This is a genomic window from Variovorax sp. VNK109, assembly GCF_049445855.1.
Classification (GTDB): Bacteria; Pseudomonadota; Gammaproteobacteria; order Burkholderiales; family Burkholderiaceae_C; genus JAGOCV01.
Genome location: NZ_JBMSDV010000001.1, coordinates 610,638 through 625,952 on the forward strand (window position 1 = coordinate 610,638; position 15,315 = coordinate 625,952).

Annotated in this window: 18 protein-coding genes; 7 read left to right on the top strand and 11 right to left on the bottom strand. The window is 65.2% G+C overall.

Annotated features, from left to right (window positions below; genetic code table 11):
- Positions 1-3: 3 nt before the first annotated feature.
- Genes ACO2Q9_RS02975 through folC form a run of 5 tightly spaced genes read right to left on the bottom strand, consistent with a single transcriptional unit; the run spans position 4 to position 5,386 of the window.
- A complete protein-coding gene (locus ACO2Q9_RS02975) occupies positions 4-1,215 on the bottom strand; it encodes an O-succinylhomoserine sulfhydrylase (RefSeq protein ID WP_423308148.1) in 1,212 nt (403 codons plus the stop codon).
- Positions 1,215-2,738 (bottom strand): amidophosphoribosyltransferase, encoded by a 1,524-nt coding sequence (purF, locus tag ACO2Q9_RS02980; RefSeq protein WP_423308150.1) that lies wholly within the window; start codon positions 2,736-2,738, stop codon positions 1,215-1,217. Before purF ends, ACO2Q9_RS02975 begins: the two co-directional genes overlap by 1 nt.
- Positions 2,739-2,749: 11 nt before the next feature.
- A complete protein-coding gene (locus ACO2Q9_RS02985) occupies positions 2,750-3,235 on the bottom strand; it encodes a CvpA family protein (RefSeq protein WP_423308152.1) in 486 nt (161 codons plus the stop codon).
- 3 nt (positions 3,236-3,238) lie between these two features.
- On the bottom strand, positions 3,239-4,015 hold the full coding sequence (locus tag ACO2Q9_RS02990) for an SPOR domain-containing protein (protein ID WP_423308154.1): 777 nt from the start codon (positions 4,013-4,015) through the stop codon (positions 3,239-3,241).
- A 15-nt stretch (positions 4,016-4,030) separates the two neighbouring features.
- Positions 4,031-5,386 (bottom strand): bifunctional tetrahydrofolate synthase/dihydrofolate synthase, encoded by a 1,356-nt coding sequence (gene folC, locus ACO2Q9_RS02995; RefSeq protein WP_423308156.1) that lies wholly within the window; start codon positions 5,384-5,386, stop codon positions 4,031-4,033.
- Positions 5,387-5,436: 50 nt separating this feature from the next.
- Between folC and ACO2Q9_RS03000 the strand changes: the two genes are divergently transcribed.
- From ACO2Q9_RS03000 to argG, 4 genes are all read left to right on the top strand, one after another.
- Positions 5,437-5,808 carry an ArsC family reductase gene (locus tag ACO2Q9_RS03000; protein ID WP_423308158.1) on the top strand — a complete coding sequence of 124 codons (372 nt, stop codon included), beginning with the start codon at positions 5,437-5,439 and terminating at the stop codon, positions 5,806-5,808.
- 132 nt (positions 5,809-5,940) lie between these two features.
- On the top strand, positions 5,941-6,687 hold the full coding sequence (locus ACO2Q9_RS03005) for a glycine zipper 2TM domain-containing protein (protein WP_423308160.1): 747 nt from the start codon (positions 5,941-5,943) through the stop codon (positions 6,685-6,687).
- A gap of 144 nt (positions 6,688-6,831) precedes the next feature.
- On the top strand, positions 6,832-7,158 hold the full coding sequence (locus tag ACO2Q9_RS03010) for a pyrimidine/purine nucleoside phosphorylase (protein WP_423308162.1): 327 nt from the start codon (positions 6,832-6,834) through the stop codon (positions 7,156-7,158).
- A 16-nt stretch (positions 7,159-7,174) separates the two neighbouring features.
- Complete coding sequence (gene argG / locus ACO2Q9_RS03015) at positions 7,175-8,515, top strand: argininosuccinate synthase (RefSeq protein WP_423308164.1); 1,341 nt, start codon at positions 7,175-7,177, stop codon at positions 8,513-8,515.
- A gap of 35 nt (positions 8,516-8,550) precedes the next feature.
- On the opposite strand, the gene ACO2Q9_RS03020 is transcribed toward argG, so the two are convergent.
- On the bottom strand, positions 8,551-9,339 hold the full coding sequence (locus ACO2Q9_RS03020; protein WP_423308166.1) for a glycine-rich domain-containing protein: 789 nt from the start codon (positions 9,337-9,339) through the stop codon (positions 8,551-8,553).
- An 8-nt stretch (positions 9,340-9,347) separates the two neighbouring features.
- Positions 9,348-10,388 (bottom strand): UDP-N-acetylmuramate dehydrogenase, encoded by a 1,041-nt coding sequence (murB, locus tag ACO2Q9_RS03025; protein ID WP_423308168.1) that lies wholly within the window; start codon positions 10,386-10,388, stop codon positions 9,348-9,350.
- Positions 10,389-10,431: 43 nt separating this feature from the next.
- On the opposite strand from murB, the gene ACO2Q9_RS03030 reads away from it, so the two are divergent.
- Both ACO2Q9_RS03030 and ACO2Q9_RS03035 read left to right on the top strand, forming a co-directional pair.
- Positions 10,432-10,917: a YajQ family cyclic di-GMP-binding protein gene (locus ACO2Q9_RS03030; RefSeq protein ID WP_423308170.1), complete on the top strand. Its 486-nt coding sequence runs from the start codon at positions 10,432-10,434 to the stop codon at positions 10,915-10,917.
- 8 nt (positions 10,918-10,925) lie between these two features.
- Complete coding sequence (locus ACO2Q9_RS03035; protein ID WP_423308172.1) at positions 10,926-11,609, top strand: retropepsin-like aspartic protease family protein; 684 nt, start codon at positions 10,926-10,928, stop codon at positions 11,607-11,609.
- A gap of 46 nt (positions 11,610-11,655) precedes the next feature.
- Here ACO2Q9_RS03035 and ACO2Q9_RS03040 read toward each other — a convergent pair whose 3' ends face one another.
- From ACO2Q9_RS03040 to ACO2Q9_RS03055, 4 genes are read right to left on the bottom strand one after another with little or no spacing between them, the layout of a single operon-like run.
- The gene (locus tag ACO2Q9_RS03040; RefSeq protein WP_423308174.1) at positions 11,656-12,006 is read right to left on the bottom strand and encodes a RidA family protein; all 351 of its coding nucleotides are present in this window, start codon (positions 12,004-12,006) and stop codon (positions 11,656-11,658) included.
- Complete coding sequence (gene plsY, locus ACO2Q9_RS03045; RefSeq protein WP_423308176.1) at positions 12,003-12,635, bottom strand: glycerol-3-phosphate 1-O-acyltransferase PlsY; 633 nt, start codon at positions 12,633-12,635, stop codon at positions 12,003-12,005. Before plsY ends, ACO2Q9_RS03040 begins: the two co-directional genes overlap by 4 nt.
- A 32-nt stretch (positions 12,636-12,667) precedes the next feature.
- A complete protein-coding gene (locus ACO2Q9_RS03050; RefSeq protein ID WP_423308178.1) occupies positions 12,668-13,159 on the bottom strand; it encodes an aminoacyl-tRNA deacylase in 492 nt (163 codons plus the stop codon).
- A gap of 7 nt (positions 13,160-13,166) precedes the next feature.
- Complete coding sequence (locus ACO2Q9_RS03055; RefSeq protein WP_423308180.1) at positions 13,167-14,228, bottom strand: aldo/keto reductase; 1,062 nt, start codon at positions 14,226-14,228, stop codon at positions 13,167-13,169.
- A gap of 119 nt (positions 14,229-14,347) precedes the next feature.
- On the opposite strand from ACO2Q9_RS03055, the gene ACO2Q9_RS03060 reads away from it, so the two are divergent.
- Positions 14,348-15,247: an alpha/beta fold hydrolase gene (locus ACO2Q9_RS03060; protein WP_423308182.1), complete on the top strand. Its 900-nt coding sequence runs from the start codon at positions 14,348-14,350 to the stop codon at positions 15,245-15,247.
- Positions 15,248-15,315: the final 68 nt, after the last annotated feature.

The window sequence follows — 15,315 nt, forward strand, 5'->3', positions numbered from 1 at the left end:
AAATTACAGCGTATCGAGGCCGCGCAACAGGTCGGCTTTCATGTCGTCGAGATGCTCCAGCCCCACGGCGAAACGGATCAGGCCCTGTCCGATGCCAGCGGCCTGGCGTTGCGCCTCGCTCAGCTTGCCGTGCGAGGTGCTGGCCGGGTGCGTGAGCAGCGACTTGGTATCGCCGAGGTTCGTGCACAGCGACAGAACCTGCAGCTGGTCGAGCACGTGGAACGCGCGCTGGCGTGCCTGTTCGGGGTTGTCGGCCTTCACGTCGAATGACAACAGCGCGCCACCATTGCCGCCCAGCTGCTTCATCGCCAGCGCATGTTGCGGGTGGCTTTTCAACGCCGGGTAGTACACACGCGACACGGCCGGGTGCGACTCCAGCCATTGCGCTGCCGCCATGGCGTTGGCGCTTTGCGCCTGCATGCGGATGCCCAGCGTCTCCAGGCCCTTGAGCACGACCCAGGCGTTGAACGGCGACAGCACCATGCCCGCGTTCTTGATGAGCGGCAGGAATTTCTCGCGCACCATCTGCTCGGGCGCGCACAGTGCACCGGCCATCACGCGGCCCTGGCCGTCGAGGTACTTGGTGCCGGAGTGCATGACGATGTCGGCGCCGAACTCCACCGGCCGTTGCAATACGGGCGTGGCAAAGCAGTTGTCGACAGCCAGCAGCGCGCCGGCGTTGTGCGCGATATCCGCCAGCGCGGCAATGTCGCACACGTCGGTCAACGGATTGGTCGGCGTCTCTGCGAACAGCAGGCGCGTGTCGGGCGTCACGGCCTTGCGCCACGCATCCAGGTCGGTCTGCGGCACGGCCGTGGACGTCACGCCGAAGCGCGCGAACTCGGTGCCGATGAGCTTGATGGTCGAGCCGAACATCGACTGCGAGAAGATCACATGGTCGCCCGCCTTCAGCAAGCTCATGAGCATGAGCAGGATGGCCGACATGCCGCTGGCGGTCGCCATGCAGGCCTCGGTGCCTTCGAGCGCGGCGAGCCGCATTTCCATGCTGCTGACCGTCGGGTTGCCGGAGCGGCCATAGGTGTAGCCGTCTTCTTCACCGCCGAAGCGCATGGCCGACGCCTCGGCCGTCGGCTGAACGTAACCGCTGGTGAGGTAGAGCGCCTCGGAGTTCTCGCCGTACTGGCTGCGCTCGACTGCGGCGCGCACGGCCAGGGTGTCGATGTGGAGTCCGGGTGGGAGTTTCTGCGCTGTCATCAGGCTTCCTGCGCGTTGGGCAGCGCAAGACGCGACGTGTCCTCGTCACCTTCTTCGCCGCCCACGCGGTTTTCGTTCAGTCGCGCGATGTCGCCATCGGTGATGTCGCCAGTCACGTAGACGCCGTCGAAGCACGAAGCATCGAAGCCGTCCAGCGGGCGATGGCCCGGCGTGGCCTTGGCGGCGGACATCACGGCGCGCTTCATGCCTTCGACGTCCTGGTAGATCAGCGCGTCGCAGCCGATGATTTCGCGGATTTCCTCGACCGTGCGGCCATGCGCGACCAGTTCGTCCTTGGTGGGCATGTCGATCCCGTACACGTTCGGGTAACGCACCGGCGGCGCGGCGCTGGCAAGGTACACCTTGCGGGCACCGGCATCTCGTGCCATCTGCACGATCTCGCGGCTGGTGGTGCCACGCACGATGGAGTCGTCCACCAGCATCACGTTGCGGCCCTTGAACTCACTGGCGATCACGTTGAGCTTCTGGCGCACCGACTTCTTGCGCACGCCCTGCCCCGGCATGATGAAGGTGCGGCCCACATAGCGGTTCTTCACGAAGCCTTCGCGGTAAGGGATGCCCAGCAGGTGTGCGAGTTGCGTCGCACTCGGTCGGCTCGACTCGGGAATCGGGATGATCACGTCGATGTCGCTCGGCGGCACGGTGGAAACCACGCGCTTGGCCAGCGTCTCACCCAGGTTCAGGCGCGCCTGGTAGATCGAGATGGTGTCCATCTCGGAGTCCGGACGTGCAAGGTAGACGTATTCGAAGATGCAGGGGAAGAGCTTCGGATCCTGCGCGCACTGGTGCGAATGGATCGTGCCGTCCAGCGTGATGAACACGGCTTCGCCCGACTCGACGTTGCGCTCGAATACATGGGCGGTGCCCTCCAGCGCCACGGACTCGCTGCCCACCATCACCGTGCCGTCCTTGCTGCGCCCGATGCTCAGGGGGCGGATGCCGAACGGATCGCGGAACGCCAGCAGGCCGTGACCAGCGATGAGCGCGATGACCGCATACGAGCCCTTCACGCGCTGGTGAACGGCGGCCACGGCGCGGAACACATCCTCAGGCTTGAGCGGCACGCCGTGCGTGGCCTTTTCCAGTTCGTGCGCCAGTACGTTGAGCAGCACTTCGGAATCGCTGTCGGTGTTGGTGTGGCGGTGATCGGTGGAAAACAGTTCCGCGCGCAGCGAATGCGCGTTGGTGAGGTTGCCGTTGTGCACCAGCACGATGCCGAACGGCGCGTTCACGTAGAACGGCTGCGCCTCTTCTTCGCTATAGGCATTGCCAGCCGTCGGATAACGCACCTGGCCCAGCCCCACATTGCCGGGCAACGCGCGCATGTTGCGCGTGCGGAACACGTCTCGCACCATGCCCTTGGCCTTGTGCATGAAGAACTTGCGCTCCTGCTGCGTGACGATGCCCGCGGCATCCTGGCCGCGGTGCTGAAGCAGCAGCAGCGCGTCATAGATCAGCTGGTTGACTGGGGCATTGCTGACAACGCCGACGATTCCGCACATTTAAGCCATCCTCACGGCAGGTAACTGCCGAATTGCACCGGCATGACCGGCTTCAAACCCTGCAACACGATGGTGAGCACGCCCGCCCCTACGGAATCGCGCCACCACAGGCCTTCCTTCAGCGCGGTGAGGTTCACCACCACCGCGAAGGCCAGCAGGACCACCAGGCCCCGCGTCAATCCAAACGCCGCGCCGAGCGCGCGGTCCATCGGGCTCAATCCCACGGCATGCATCAGCCGCTTGGCCAGCACGGCCAACAGCCCGCCCGCGAAAAGCGTGACGACGAACACCACGCCGAATCCGGCCGCATGGCGCACCGGCTCCGACGTGCCGCCCAGTGGAAGCTTTCCAGCCATCCACGGCGCCAGCCATTGCGCCGTCACGAACGCCACGCCCCAGGCTGCCAATGACACTATCTCGTAGGTCAGCCCGCGCCACAAGCCCAGCAGCAAGGAAACAGCCAGCACCCCGAGGAACACCAGGTCGAGGACGGCCACCCATCACCCCAAGGTGAGGATGGCAGCCGGCAAATCCAGCCCCTTGATCGTGTTGGCCGCCTTGTCCGCCTCGGCACGCGTGGCGAAAGGGCCGGCACGCACGCGGGTGATCTTCTGCCCGTCCTTGTCCACGACGTGGACGTAATTCTTGAGACCTGCGCGCTCGAGCTTGCGCTGGGCTTCGCGGGCCTTGGCGTTGTCGGAAAAAGCGCCCACCTGCACGATGAAACGGCTACCTTCGGCGGCTTTTTCGGTGCCGGGCGCAGCCTTGGCGGGGGCCTTGCCCTCGAGCAGGGCCTGCGCGCGCGCGCCGTCGTCCGACTTGCGGGGCTCTGCCGTCTTGGTCTCGGCCTTCGCCACGGCCTTGGGTGCAGGTGCTGCGGCAGGTGCGGGCGCAGGCGTGGCCGCCACTGGCGGCGCAGCGGTAACGGCTGGTGCGGGAGCTGGTGCAGGAGCCGGCGCAGCCGCCTGCGGGGCGACAGGCTCGGCAACCGGGCCACCGGACGCGGTGGCTGCGGGCGCTGCAGGTGCGGCCTCCGGCATGGCAAGCGGCTTCGCCTTGGCCTTGTCGGGAATTTCGATGGGAATGTCCACAGCCACCGGGCGCGGTTGCGTGTCGAACAGCAACGGGAAACCGACGACGCCCAGCAGCACGAGGATGGCCGCGCCGATCAGGCGATGGCGGGCACGGCGGCGCAGCGCTTCCACGCTTTCGGCGGGGCCTGCGGGCGCTGCCTGGTCTTTGGAGGATCGGCCGAAACGGAACTTGAAGAACGCCATGTGGTTGAACCGTATTCAGTTGCCTGGCGGCAGGTGTCTGGCGTTCAGGCGGGGCATGCCTTTTGCAAGGACACCCCCCACCGTGAAGAACGAACCGAAGACCAGAATTCTATCAGCGGGGTCCGCGTCGGAGACGGCTGCGGACAGGGCATCCGTGACCGACGCGTGGGCTTGTCCGCGCACGTCCTGGCGCTTTTCCTGCGCCTGCCAGCGCGCCAGCAGATCGACCGCCTTCGCCGCACGCGGCGTGGGCAGATCGGCGAAATGCCAGCGGTCCACCAGCGGGCCGATGCGCGTGAACATCAGGTCCAGATCCTTGTCGGCCATGGCACCAAACACTGCATGGGTGGTCGGGTAGAAGCCCATGGCGTCCAGGTTTTCCGCGAGCGCGGCCACGGAATGCGGGTTGTGCGCCACGTCCAGCACGAGCGCCGGCTGGCCGGGAATGAGCTGGAAGCGCCCCGGCAGCTCGACCATCGACAGCCCGTTGCGCACGGCCTGCGCGTTGACGGGCAAGACCGGGCGCAAGGCGTCCAGCGCGGCCAGCACGCCGCTCGCGTTGATGAGCTGGTTGGCGCCCCGCAGGGCCGGATATCCCAGTCCGCTGTAACGCCGGCCCCGGCCCGCCCAACCCCATTGCTGCTGGTCGCCCGAAAAGTTGAAGTCGCGCCCCAACCGCCAGAGGTCGGCACCCAGGGCCTCGGCGTGGTCGAGCACGCTTTGCGGCGGCACAGGATCGCTCACCACCACCGGCTTGCCCGCGCGCATGATGCCGGCCTTCTCACGGCCGATGGTTTCGCGGTCGTTGCCGAGGAATTCCTGGTGATCCAGGTCGATGCTGGTGATCACCGCGCAGTCGGCGTCGATGATGTTGACGGCGTCCAGACGCCCACCCAGACCCACCTCGAGAATGGCCACATCGGGTGCGGACTCCGCGATGCGGCTCAGGATGGCGAGGGTGGAAAACTCGAAATAAGTCAGCGACACCACGTCGCCTTGCGTCCGTGCCTGCTCGACGCGCGCGAAATGCGGCACCAGGCTTGCGCCTTCGACGCTTTCGCCACGCAGACGGCAGCGCTCCTCGAAATGCACCAGATGAGGCGAGGTATAGACCGCCGTGCGGTAGCCCGCATGCATCAGCACCGATTCGAGCATGGCGCAGGTGGAGCCCTTGCCGTTGGTGCCGGCCACGGTGATGACCGGGCAATCGAGCTTCAACTGCATGCGCTGCGCGACAGCGTGCACGCGATCCAGCCCCATGTCGATGTTTTTGGCGTGCAGGCGCTCGCAGTGGGCCAGCCAGTCGGCCAGGGTCTGCGGCAGCGGCGTGCGATCGTGCTCGGAATGCTCAGGGGAAGAGATGGCGTTCATGAAAAAGGCGGCTCGCGGGAACCGGATTGTCGCAAAGCGCGGCATGCGGGATGATCCGGCCCATGAGCAACCCCAAGACCACGGTTTACGGCATCCCGAATTGCGACACGGTCAAGCGCGCCCGCGCGTGGCTGACCGGGCACGGCATTGCCCACGAATTCCACGACTACAAGAAGCAGGGTGTGCCCGAAGCGCGCCTGGCTGCATGGAGCCACACACTCGGCTGGGAGCCGCTGGTCAACCGCAAGGGCACGACCTGGCGCAAGCTGGACGCCGCCGAGCAGTCCCGCGTCCAGGATGCCGCCAGCGCGCAGGCACTGATGCTCGCCAATCCGAGCGTGATCAAGCGTCCGGTGGTGGAATGGGCCGACGGCGGACTGACCGTCGGCTTCGACCCGGCGCAGTGGCAGGAGCGGGCCTGAGGCCGAGGTTGTCGTAACAATCTCTTACGGCAACTTTACCCACGGCTTCAGGCTGTCATAAGGCGGGAATTCCTAAAATCCACCTGTGCCGCAAGACATGACACCAGACGCGGCACAGAACAGGGAAGCCACATGAAATCCGTCGTCCGATCCATCGCCCAGCACCCCTTGCGGACCGCCACGCTCGCCCTGCCTTTGCTGGCCGGCGTTACCGTGCCTGCCTTCGCGCAGGAAAACGCGCGCGTCATCTCCAGCACGCCGGTGATCCAGCAGGTGGCTGTACCCCAGCAATATTGCACGCAGCAGCCTGTGGTCACTTCCGCACCGAAGTCCGGCGCGGGTGCCGTGATGGGCGCGATCGCCGGCGGTGCCGCAGGCAATGCGATCGGCAACGGCAGCGGTCGGGCAGCAGCGACGGCCATCGGCCTCATCGGTGGCGCCCTTCTGGGAGACCGTATCGAGGGCTCGCCGCAGCAAGTCCAGAACGTGCAACATTGCAGCACCCAGACCACCTACGAAAGCCGCACCGTCGGCTACAACGTGGTCTACGAATACGCAGGGCGCCAGTACACCACGCAGACGGCGCAGGATCCGGGCCAGTACATCGCGGTGCAGGTTTCACCCGTCGGTGCACAAGGTGGCAGCATGGCCGTCCCGCCTGTCACTTCGCATCCACCGGTCATGTCGCCGCCGGTCACCTACGTGCAGCCACAACCGGGTGTGGTGGTGTCTACCGTACCGGTCGCCCCGGTGATCTACTCGCCCCCGGTCGTCTACCCGTCGCCTTACTACGCCCGGCCGTACTACCCGCCGGTCGGCATCTCGCTGAACTTCGGCTATTCGAACTGGCGCGGCCACCACGGCCCGCGCTGGCGCTGAAAGCCAGCCAACCCGGCTGAAACCGGGCGGCGACCCGGGCACACCGGGTCTGGTACATTTTCCGGCTCACCGAGCATTTCTGGCCGTGCGGCATCGTCGCGCGGCCATTTTCCGTTTCGTCCGTTCCACTGCTTCGTTTCCATCATGTCCAGCATCACCGAATCCCTCCCCGGCGTGGCGGTTGCCACCAAGGCCAACGTTTACTTCGACGGCAAGTGCGTCTCGCACGGCGTTACTTTCGCCGACGGCAGCAAGAAGACGGTGGGTGTCATCCTGCCCTCCACGCTGACCTTCAACACGGGCGCGCCGGAGATCATGGAAGGCACGGGCGGCAGCTGCGAATACCGCCTGGACGGCACCGACACCTGGGTAAAAAGCGGCGCGGGCGAGAAGTTCAGCGTGCCCGGCAACGCGAAGTTCGACATCCGCGTCACCGGCGAACCCTACAGCTACATCTGCCATTTCGGCTGATCGGGAGCGACGAGACATGGCCACGATCCTCCAGTCCCTGCCCACCGGCCAGAAGGTCGGCATCGCGTTTTCAGGCGGCCTCGACACCAGCGCCGCACTGCTGTGGATGAAGAAGAAGGGTGCACAGCCTTTCGCCTACACCGCCAACCTGGGCCAGCCCGACGAGCCCGACTACGACGAGATTCCCCGCAAGGCCACCGCCTACGGCGCCGACAAGGCCGTGCTGGTGGACTGCCGCCAGCAACTGGCTGCCGAAGGCCTGGCCGCGCTGCAATCCAACGCGTTCCACATCAGCACCGGGGGCGTGACCTATTTCAACACCACGCCGCTGGGCCGCGCCGTCACCGGCACGATGCTGGTGGCTGCGATGAAAGACGACAACGTCAACATCTGGGGTGACGGCTCGACCTTCAAGGGCAACGACATCGAGCGCTTCTATCGCTATGGGCTGCTCACCAACCCGAAGCTGAAGATCTACAAGCCCTGGCTGGACCAGACCTTCATCGACGAGCTCGGCGGCCGCAAGGAGATGAGCGAGTTCCTCATCGCCAACGGTTTCGACTACAAGATGTCGGTGGAAAAGGCGTACTCGACAGACTCCAACATGCTCGGCGCGACGCACGAGGCGAAAGACCTGGAGCAACTGAGCTCGGGCATCCGCATCGTGAACCCGATCATGGGTGCCGCCTTCTGGAAGCCGGAGGTGGACGTGAAGGCCGAGGAAGTGACCGTGCGCTTCGAGGAAGGCGTGCCCGTCGCGCTGAACGGCAAGGAATTCGGCAGCCTGGTGGACCTGATCCTGGAAGCCAACCGCATCGGTGGCCGCCACGGTCTGGGCATGAGCGACCAGATCGAGAACCGCATCATCGAAGCCAAGAGCCGCGGCATCTACGAAGCCCCCGGCATGGCGCTGCTGCACATCGCCTACGAACGTCTGGTCACGGGCATCCACAACGAAGACACGATCGAGCAGTACCGCATCAACGGCCTGCGCCTTGGCCGCCTGCTCTATCAAGGCCGCTGGTTCGACCCGCAGGCCATCATGCTGCGCGAAACCGCCCAGCGCTGGGTGGCACGCGCGATCACCGGTGAGGTAGCGCTCGAACTGCGTCGCGGCAACGACTACTCGATCCTCAACACCGAGTCACCCAACCTGACCTACGCACCCGAACGCCTGTCGATGGAAAAAGTGGAAGATGCGCCGTTCTCGCCGGCCGACCGCATCGGCCAACTGACCATGCGCAACCTGGACATCGTGGACACGCGCGACAAGCTGTCGGTCTACACGCGGGCGGGCCTGCTGTCACTGGGTGGCGGTGCGGCGCTGCCGAGCCTGTCGGACGACAGCAAGAAATGATGGTGGTCGACGCGCAGCACTGACGCGTCGTAGCATCAGTCTCCGCCGCAACTGCTGTCACCACTGTCGCCACTGGACGATTCGGAACCACCGAAGCCGTCCGCATCGCCGCTGTGGCTACCGTCGCCCATGCTGCCACCGCAGTGAACGGGCTTGCCGTCTTTCTCCGCATCCGACTTGCGTGCGATGTCGCTGCAGTCTGCCAGGTAGTGGAACCCATCCGGGATGGCCAGCTTCGCATCGAGCGCGAACAGCAGCGGCAAACGCGTGGGTGCACGTGGATCGATCGCCTCTTCCTTGCAGGACCAGAACCAGGCGCGACGCAAGCCGTCGTTGCGCCGCGCATCGCCCCCGAGCGCTTCGGACGGCGTGTGATGCAGGAAGCGGCCAAGCGCCACACGACACCACGCCTCGTAAGCCTTCGTGTGCAGGATGAATTCGTGCCACATCGCGTCGACCACGCGCGAGGGCATTGCCACGAACTTGTGGCCGCTGCGCAGGTAAGCGACGAAGAACTGGCGCAGCCCACGCTCGACGAGATCGCAGTCCTTCTGCGACAGCTGCGGATAAGCTTCGCGCAGTTTCCGCTTGAGGAACTGCGGAAGCGGCGATTCGCGAACGAAATGCTCGCGCTGCCAGCGCACCCAAGCCGCGATGAACCCCAGTGCGAACAGCGAGGCGATGAAGAAGCCGAGCCAACTGCTGCTTCGAAAGCGCCACCAGCCCATCGGGATGCCGATCCACACGACCACCCAGCACAGCACGATGAGCCAGCGCAGCAAGCGGCCCCAGAGCACGACGGAAGACATGTCCCATGTGCTCATCCGCATGGTCACACCACCACCGGTTCGGGTTCGAGCCGGATGCCGAACCGCTCGTAGACACTCGTCTGGATGGCCCGCGCAAGCGTGACCACCTCGCCGCCCGTTGCACCGCCCCGGTTCACCAGCACCAGTGCCTGCTTTTCGTACACGCCCGCATTGCCGACGGACTTGCCCTTCCAGCCGCAGGCGTCGATCAGCCAGCCGGCCGCGAGCTTCACGCTGCCGTCAGGCATGGGGTAGTGCACGATGTTGGGCTCGCGCGCGATGATGTCTGCGCACTGCTCGGGCGTCACGGACGGATTCTTGAAGAAGCTGCCCGCATTTCCGATCACTTTCGGGTCCGGCAGCTTGTTGCGGCGGATTTCGCAGATCCAGTCGAAGATCTGCTGCGCGGTCGGTTCGGCGATGCCCGTCTCGGTCCGCTTGCGTTCCAGATCCAGATAGCCCAGCACCGGTTTCCATGCCTTGGGCAGGCGGAAACGCACATGCGTGATGATGGCGCGTCCGGCCAGGCCCAGATCACCCGGTTGCGCGGCCGTGTGCTTGAACACGGAATCGCGGTAGCCGAAGGCGCATTGCGCGGCGTCCAGCGTGAACGGCTTGCCGGTGGTCAGGTCCACGCCGTCCAGCGAATCGAAGCGGTCCTGCAGTTCGACGCCGTACGCACCGATGTTCTGCACCGGCGCAGCACCGACGGTGCCGGGAATCAGTGCCAGGTTTTCGAGCCCGGGCCAGCCTTGAGCCAGCGTCCACGCGACGAAATGGTGCCAGCTTTCCCCGGCACCGGCTTCGACGATCCACGCGCGGTCGGTCTCCCCGACGAGCCGGCGGCCTGCGATCTCGACCTTCATGACCAGGGGACGCACATCGCCGGTCAGCACGATGTTGCTGCCACCGCCCAGCACGAATTTCGGCACGCCGGCCAGGGCCGGGTCGGCCAGGACGGCCAGGACATCCCCGCCGGAGCCGATGCGCACCAGCTGGTGGGCCTTGGCCACGATGCCGAAGGCATTCCACGCTTGCAGGGGTACGTTTTGCTCGACGAACATGGGACAATTGTCGCATCCAGTTTTCATAGAGACGATCCGGAAAATGCCTTCTTTCGACACGGTTTGCGAAGCCAATCTGGTTGAGGTGAAAAACGCGGTGGAAAACGCGGCCAAGGAGATCGGAACCCGCTTCGACTTCAAGGGAACGTCGGCGGCCATCGAACTCAAGGACAAGGAAATCACGCTCTTCGGCGATGCCGATTTCCAGCTCGAGCAGGTGGACGACATCCTGCGCAACAAGCTCACCAAGCGCAATGTGGACGTGCGCTTCCTGGACAAGGGCGCGGTCCAGAAGATCGGCGGCGACAAGGTCAAGCAGGTGGTGAAGGTGCGCAACGGCATCGAGAGCGAGCAGGCCAAGAAGATCCAGAAGATCGTGAAGGACAGCAAGCTCAAGGTGCAGGCGTCCATCCAGGGCGATGCAGTGCGCGTGACCGGCGCCAAGCGCGACGACCTGCAGGCCGCCATGGCGTTGATCCGCAAGGACATCACCGACGTGCCGCTGTCGTTCAACAACTTCCGGGACTGAGCTTCCTCATGCAGGCCCGCACCGGCTCACCGCTCCTGGCAACGCTGGGTTCGTTCGCGCGGGTCTTGCTGGTGGCGGCCGCGTTGGCGGGCGGTCCGGCGTGGGCCCAGTCCGTGGCCTTGTCAGGTGTGGTCGGGGCCCGGGCGCTGCTCGTCGTGAATGGCGGCACACCCAAGATGGTGGCCGTGGGTGAAACCTTCCAGGGCGTGCGCGTCGTCTCGGCGCAAAGCGACCAGGCCGTCGTCGAAGTGGAAGGCAAGCGCCTCACGCTGCGCATGGGTGACTCTCCGGTCAGCGTGGGCCAGGGCATCGTCGCAGGCCAGGGGACACGCATCGTGCTGCCCGTCTCCTCGGGTGGGCACTTCACCACCGGCGGGTTCATCAACGGCAAGCCGGTGCAGTTTGTCGTGGACACCGGCGCCACAGTCATCTCCATCGGCGTGAGCGATGCCCAGCGCCTCGGCCTGCAGTACACCTCCGGCAGCCGTGTCAACATGCACACCGCCAACGGCAACTCCATCGGCTATCTGATGACCCTCGACTCCGTCCGAATCAACGACGTGGAAGTGTTCGGCGTGCAGGCCGTGGTGACACCACAGCCGATGCCCGTGGTGCTGCTGGGCAACAGCTACCTGTCGCGCTTTTCGATGCGGCGCGACAGCGACCAGCTCGTCCTCGAAAAACGCTACTGAGCCGCAGCGGCGGAATCGGGACAGCGGGAGCGCCGCGTCAGAGCGGTCAGAGCGCCGCGGTCACGACGATCTCCAGGCGCCAATCGGGCTTGCCCAGCGTTGCCTGCACGGTGGCCCGTGGCGGGGCGTTGCCGGCCGGCACCCAGGCATCCCAGACCGCGTTCATGCCCGCGAAATCGGCCATGTCGGCAATGAATATCTGCGCCATCAGGATGCGCGTCTTGTCGGTGCCGGCCTCGGCCAGCAGCTTGTCGACCATGCCCAATACCTGCGCCGTCTGGCCACTGATGTCCTGACTGCCGTCGTCCGGCACCTGCCCGGCGAGATAGACCGTGCCGTTGTGAACGGCCATTTCGGAAAGGCGTGCGCCCACGTGGTAACGCTTCAGGCTGCTCATGATTTCTTCTTTGCTCCAAGTTTCGACTCACGCCCCTGCACGAGGCGTGTGATGTTTTCGCGGTGGCGGTACACCAGCAGCAGGCCCATGACGACGATGGCCAGCGCGATCCATTTATTGCTGAACCACTGCAAGCCATCACCGAGCAGGTAGTAGAACGGCGCGAATACGGCCGATACCAGCGAGGCGAGCGACGAGTAGCGGAAGAAAACCGCGATGATCACCCACGTCAGCAGCGTTGCAAGGCCGAGCCACACCGAGATACCCAGCAGCACACCCGCGGCGGTGGCCACGCCCTTGCCACCCACGAACCGGAAGAAAACCGGATACAGGTGACCGAGGAACGCCGCCAGCCCGACCATGGCCACCGTGCCCTCACCCAGCCCGTAGGGCTCGCCGTACAGCCGCACCAGCAGCACCGGCACGAAGCCCTTGAGCGCGTCGAGCAGCAGCGTCACGATGGCGGCTGCCTTGCTGCCGGAGCGCAGCACATTGGTCGCCCCCGGATTCTTGCTGCCGTAGGTGCGCGGATCGTTCAGGCCCATGAGGCGGCTGACGATGACGGCGAACGACAGCGAACCCAGCAGATAGGCCGCCAGCGCGGCCAGGACGGGATACAGGAAGTCCAACTTGTTCTTCTCCTCGGTTTATCGGGACGGCGTCATTCTGCCAGCGCGCAGTTCACCGGTTTGGCGCCGAGCAGCGTCACGCAGACCTGCCGGTCGATGCCCACCAGATAGCCGCGCCGCCCGCCATTGATGGCAATGCGCGGCAGCGACAGGATGCTTTCCTCCACATACACCGGCATCTCGCGGCGCGTACCGAATGGCGACGTGCCGCCCACAAGATAGCCGCTGTGCCGGTTCGCCACTTCGGGCTTGCAGGGCTCCACCGATTTCGCACCGATCTGTCGCGACAGGTTCTTGGTGGACACCTTGCGGTTGCCGTGCATCAGCACCACCAGCGGCTTCGCGTCCTGGTCCTGCATGATCAGCGTTTTCACCACCGAGAACGGATCCATGCCGAGCACCTCGGCACTGTGCTGTGCACCGCCGTGCTCCAGGTACTCGTAAGGATGTTCGGTGAACGGGACCTTGTTCGCCTTGAGCCACTGCGTGGCGGGCGTCTCGCTCACATGTTCCTTGCGCGCCACGGCTGCTTCAGTTGGCAGGGTCGCGCATCTCGAGGCGGACGCGGTCGATCTTTTCAAGCAGCCCGGCCGGCAAAGTGGTGCCCCAGGCGTCGATGTCCTCGTCGAGCTGGGCGATCGAGGTCACGCCGATGATCGTGCTCGCCACTTGCCACTTCGTGTAGCAGAACGCCAGCGCCATCTGCGTGGGTGTGAGCCCGTGCTCACGCGCCAGCGCGTTGTAGCGGCGTGCAGCGGCGAGTGCCTCCGGACGGCCCCAGCGCTGCTTGCGTACCGATTCGTACGTGGCTATGCGTGCGCCCTTCGGCGCATCGGGCCCTTCCGTACCGCTCTGGTCGTATTTGCCCGTCAAGAGGCCGAAGCCGAGCGGTGAATAAGGAATCAGCGACACGTTCAGGCGGTGCATCGTCTCGTCCAGGCCATTTTCCAGCGCTCGGCTGATCAGGCAGTAGACGTTCTGCACCGTCGCCACGCGCGGCAGGTTGTGCTGTTCGGCCAGACGCACGAACTCGTGCACGCCATACGGCGTCTCATTCGACAGGCCGATATGGCGGATCTTGCCGGCCTTGACCAGCGAATCGAGCGCCTGCAGTTGCTCGAGGATGGACGTGGCGGACTTTTCCAGCGACGGGTTGTAGTACAGGTTGCCGAACGACGGCACATGGCGCTCGGGCCAGTGGATCTGATAGAGATCGATCACGTCGGTCTTCAGGCGCTTCAGGCTGGCATTGCAGGAATTCACGATGTCCTGCGCCGTCATGCCACCGCCCTCTCGCACCCAGGGCATGCCGCGCGACGGGCCGGCCACCTTCGTGGCCAGCACGACCTTGCCGCGTGCGGACGGGTTCTTCGCGAACCAGTTGCCGATGATGGTTTCCGTGGCACCGTACGTGGCTTCGCGCGCCGGCACCGAGTACATCTCGGCGGTGTCCAGGAAGTTGATGCCGCGCTCGAGCGCGCGGTCGAGGATGGAATGCGCCGTGGCTTCATCGACCTGTTCGCCGAAAGTCATGGTGCCCAGGCAGATGGGGGTGACGTCCAGATCGCTCTGGCCGAGACGGACTGTTTTCATGGGAATGCTCCGTGATGCGGTACGGCGCGGACGCGCCGCAGACCACGGAGTTTACGGGTGATGCGTTGCTGTCGCTTGCGGCGCACGCCACAAACCCATGCCCGCCGTATGATGGCCGCGTGTACCAAGTCCAGAGAACGCCGCGCAGCGAATTCGTGCGCATCCGCAACCTGCAGTACCACGTGCTCACCTGGGGCACGCCGTCCAGTGACCGTCCACCGCTCGTCATGGTGCACGGCTGGATGGACGTGGCGGCCTCCTACCAGTTCGTGGTGGACGCCTTCTCGCTGGACCGTTTCGTCATTGCCCCCGACTGGCGCGGTTTCGGCCTGACCGCAGTACCCGGCACCGACAACTACTGGTTCCCCGATTACCTCGCCGACCTCGACCTGCTGCTCGACCACTATGCCCCCGGCCAGGCCGTGGACCTCGTGGGCCATAGCATGGGCGGCAACATCGCCATGTTCTATGGCGGCGTGCGGCCATCGCGCATCCGCCGGCTGGTAAACCTGGAGGGTTTCGGCATGCCGCAGACGCGTCCGGCGCAAGCCCCCGAGCGCTACGGCAAATGGATCGACGAACTCAAGTCGCTGCACAGCGGCACGATGGAGCTCAAGACCTACGACGACGCGGCAGGCGTGGCACGCAGGCTCATGAAGACCAATCAACGCCTCTCGCAGGACAAGGCCGACTGGCTGGCCACGCACTGGGCGCGCCCGAACGCCGCAGGCAAGTGGGAGATCCTCGGCGACGCGGCACACAAGATCATTAATGCGCAGCTGTTCCGCGTCGATGAGGTGCTGGAAATCTACAAGCGCATCACCGCGCCGGTGCTTGCGCTCGAAGCATCGGACGACAGCCTGGGCAAGTGGTGGGCCGGCCGCTACACGCTGGACGAATACCACGAACGTCTGCGCTCGGTGTCAGACGTGCGCATCGGCAGCGTCGCCGATGCGGGCCACATGCTTCACCACGACCAGCCGCATGAAGTGGCTCGCCAGATCGAGGAATTCCTGTAACTGCCGGCGGCAGAGTGTGAGTTTTGGTCTCTGCGCGCCGCATTCCACCGCGCCACCGGACATAGTGG

Bases quoted from the DNA above. Each gene is read 5' to 3' on its own strand.
- ACO2Q9_RS03000 (WP_423308158.1), top strand. From the start codon at position 5,437: ATGATCCGGCCCATGAGCAACCCCAAGACCACGGTTTACGGCATCCCG.
- ACO2Q9_RS03030 (WP_423308170.1), top strand. From the start codon at position 10,432: ATGCCTTCTTTCGACACGGTTTGCGAAGCCAATCTGGTTGAGGTGAAA.
- ACO2Q9_RS03005 (WP_423308160.1), top strand. From the start codon at position 5,941: ATGAAATCCGTCGTCCGATCCATCGCCCAGCACCCCTTGCGGACCGCC.
- ACO2Q9_RS02990 (WP_423308154.1), bottom strand. From the start codon at position 4,015: ATGGCGTTCTTCAAGTTCCGTTTCGGCCGATCCTCCAAAGACCAGGCA.
- purF (WP_423308150.1), bottom strand. From the start codon at position 2,738: ATGTGCGGAATCGTCGGCGTTGTCAGCAATGCCCCAGTCAACCAGCTG.
- ACO2Q9_RS03020 (WP_423308166.1), bottom strand. From the start codon at position 9,339: ATGAGCACATGGGACATGTCTTCCGTCGTGCTCTGGGGCCGCTTGCTG.
- folC (WP_423308156.1), bottom strand. From the start codon at position 5,386: ATGAACGCCATCTCTTCCCCTGAGCATTCCGAGCACGATCGCACGCCG.
- ACO2Q9_RS03010 (WP_423308162.1), top strand. From the start codon at position 6,832: ATGTCCAGCATCACCGAATCCCTCCCCGGCGTGGCGGTTGCCACCAAG.
- argG (WP_423308164.1), top strand. From the start codon at position 7,175: ATGGCCACGATCCTCCAGTCCCTGCCCACCGGCCAGAAGGTCGGCATC.
- ACO2Q9_RS03035 (WP_423308172.1), top strand. From the start codon at position 10,926: ATGCAGGCCCGCACCGGCTCACCGCTCCTGGCAACGCTGGGTTCGTTC.
- ACO2Q9_RS03055 (WP_423308180.1), bottom strand. From the start codon at position 14,228: ATGAAAACAGTCCGTCTCGGCCAGAGCGATCTGGACGTCACCCCCATC.
- ACO2Q9_RS02975 (WP_423308148.1), bottom strand. From the start codon at position 1,215: ATGACAGCGCAGAAACTCCCACCCGGACTCCACATCGACACCCTGGCC.
- ACO2Q9_RS03040 (WP_423308174.1), bottom strand. From the start codon at position 12,006: ATGAGCAGCCTGAAGCGTTACCACGTGGGCGCACGCCTTTCCGAAATG.
- murB (WP_423308168.1), bottom strand. From the start codon at position 10,388: ATGTTCGTCGAGCAAAACGTACCCCTGCAAGCGTGGAATGCCTTCGGC.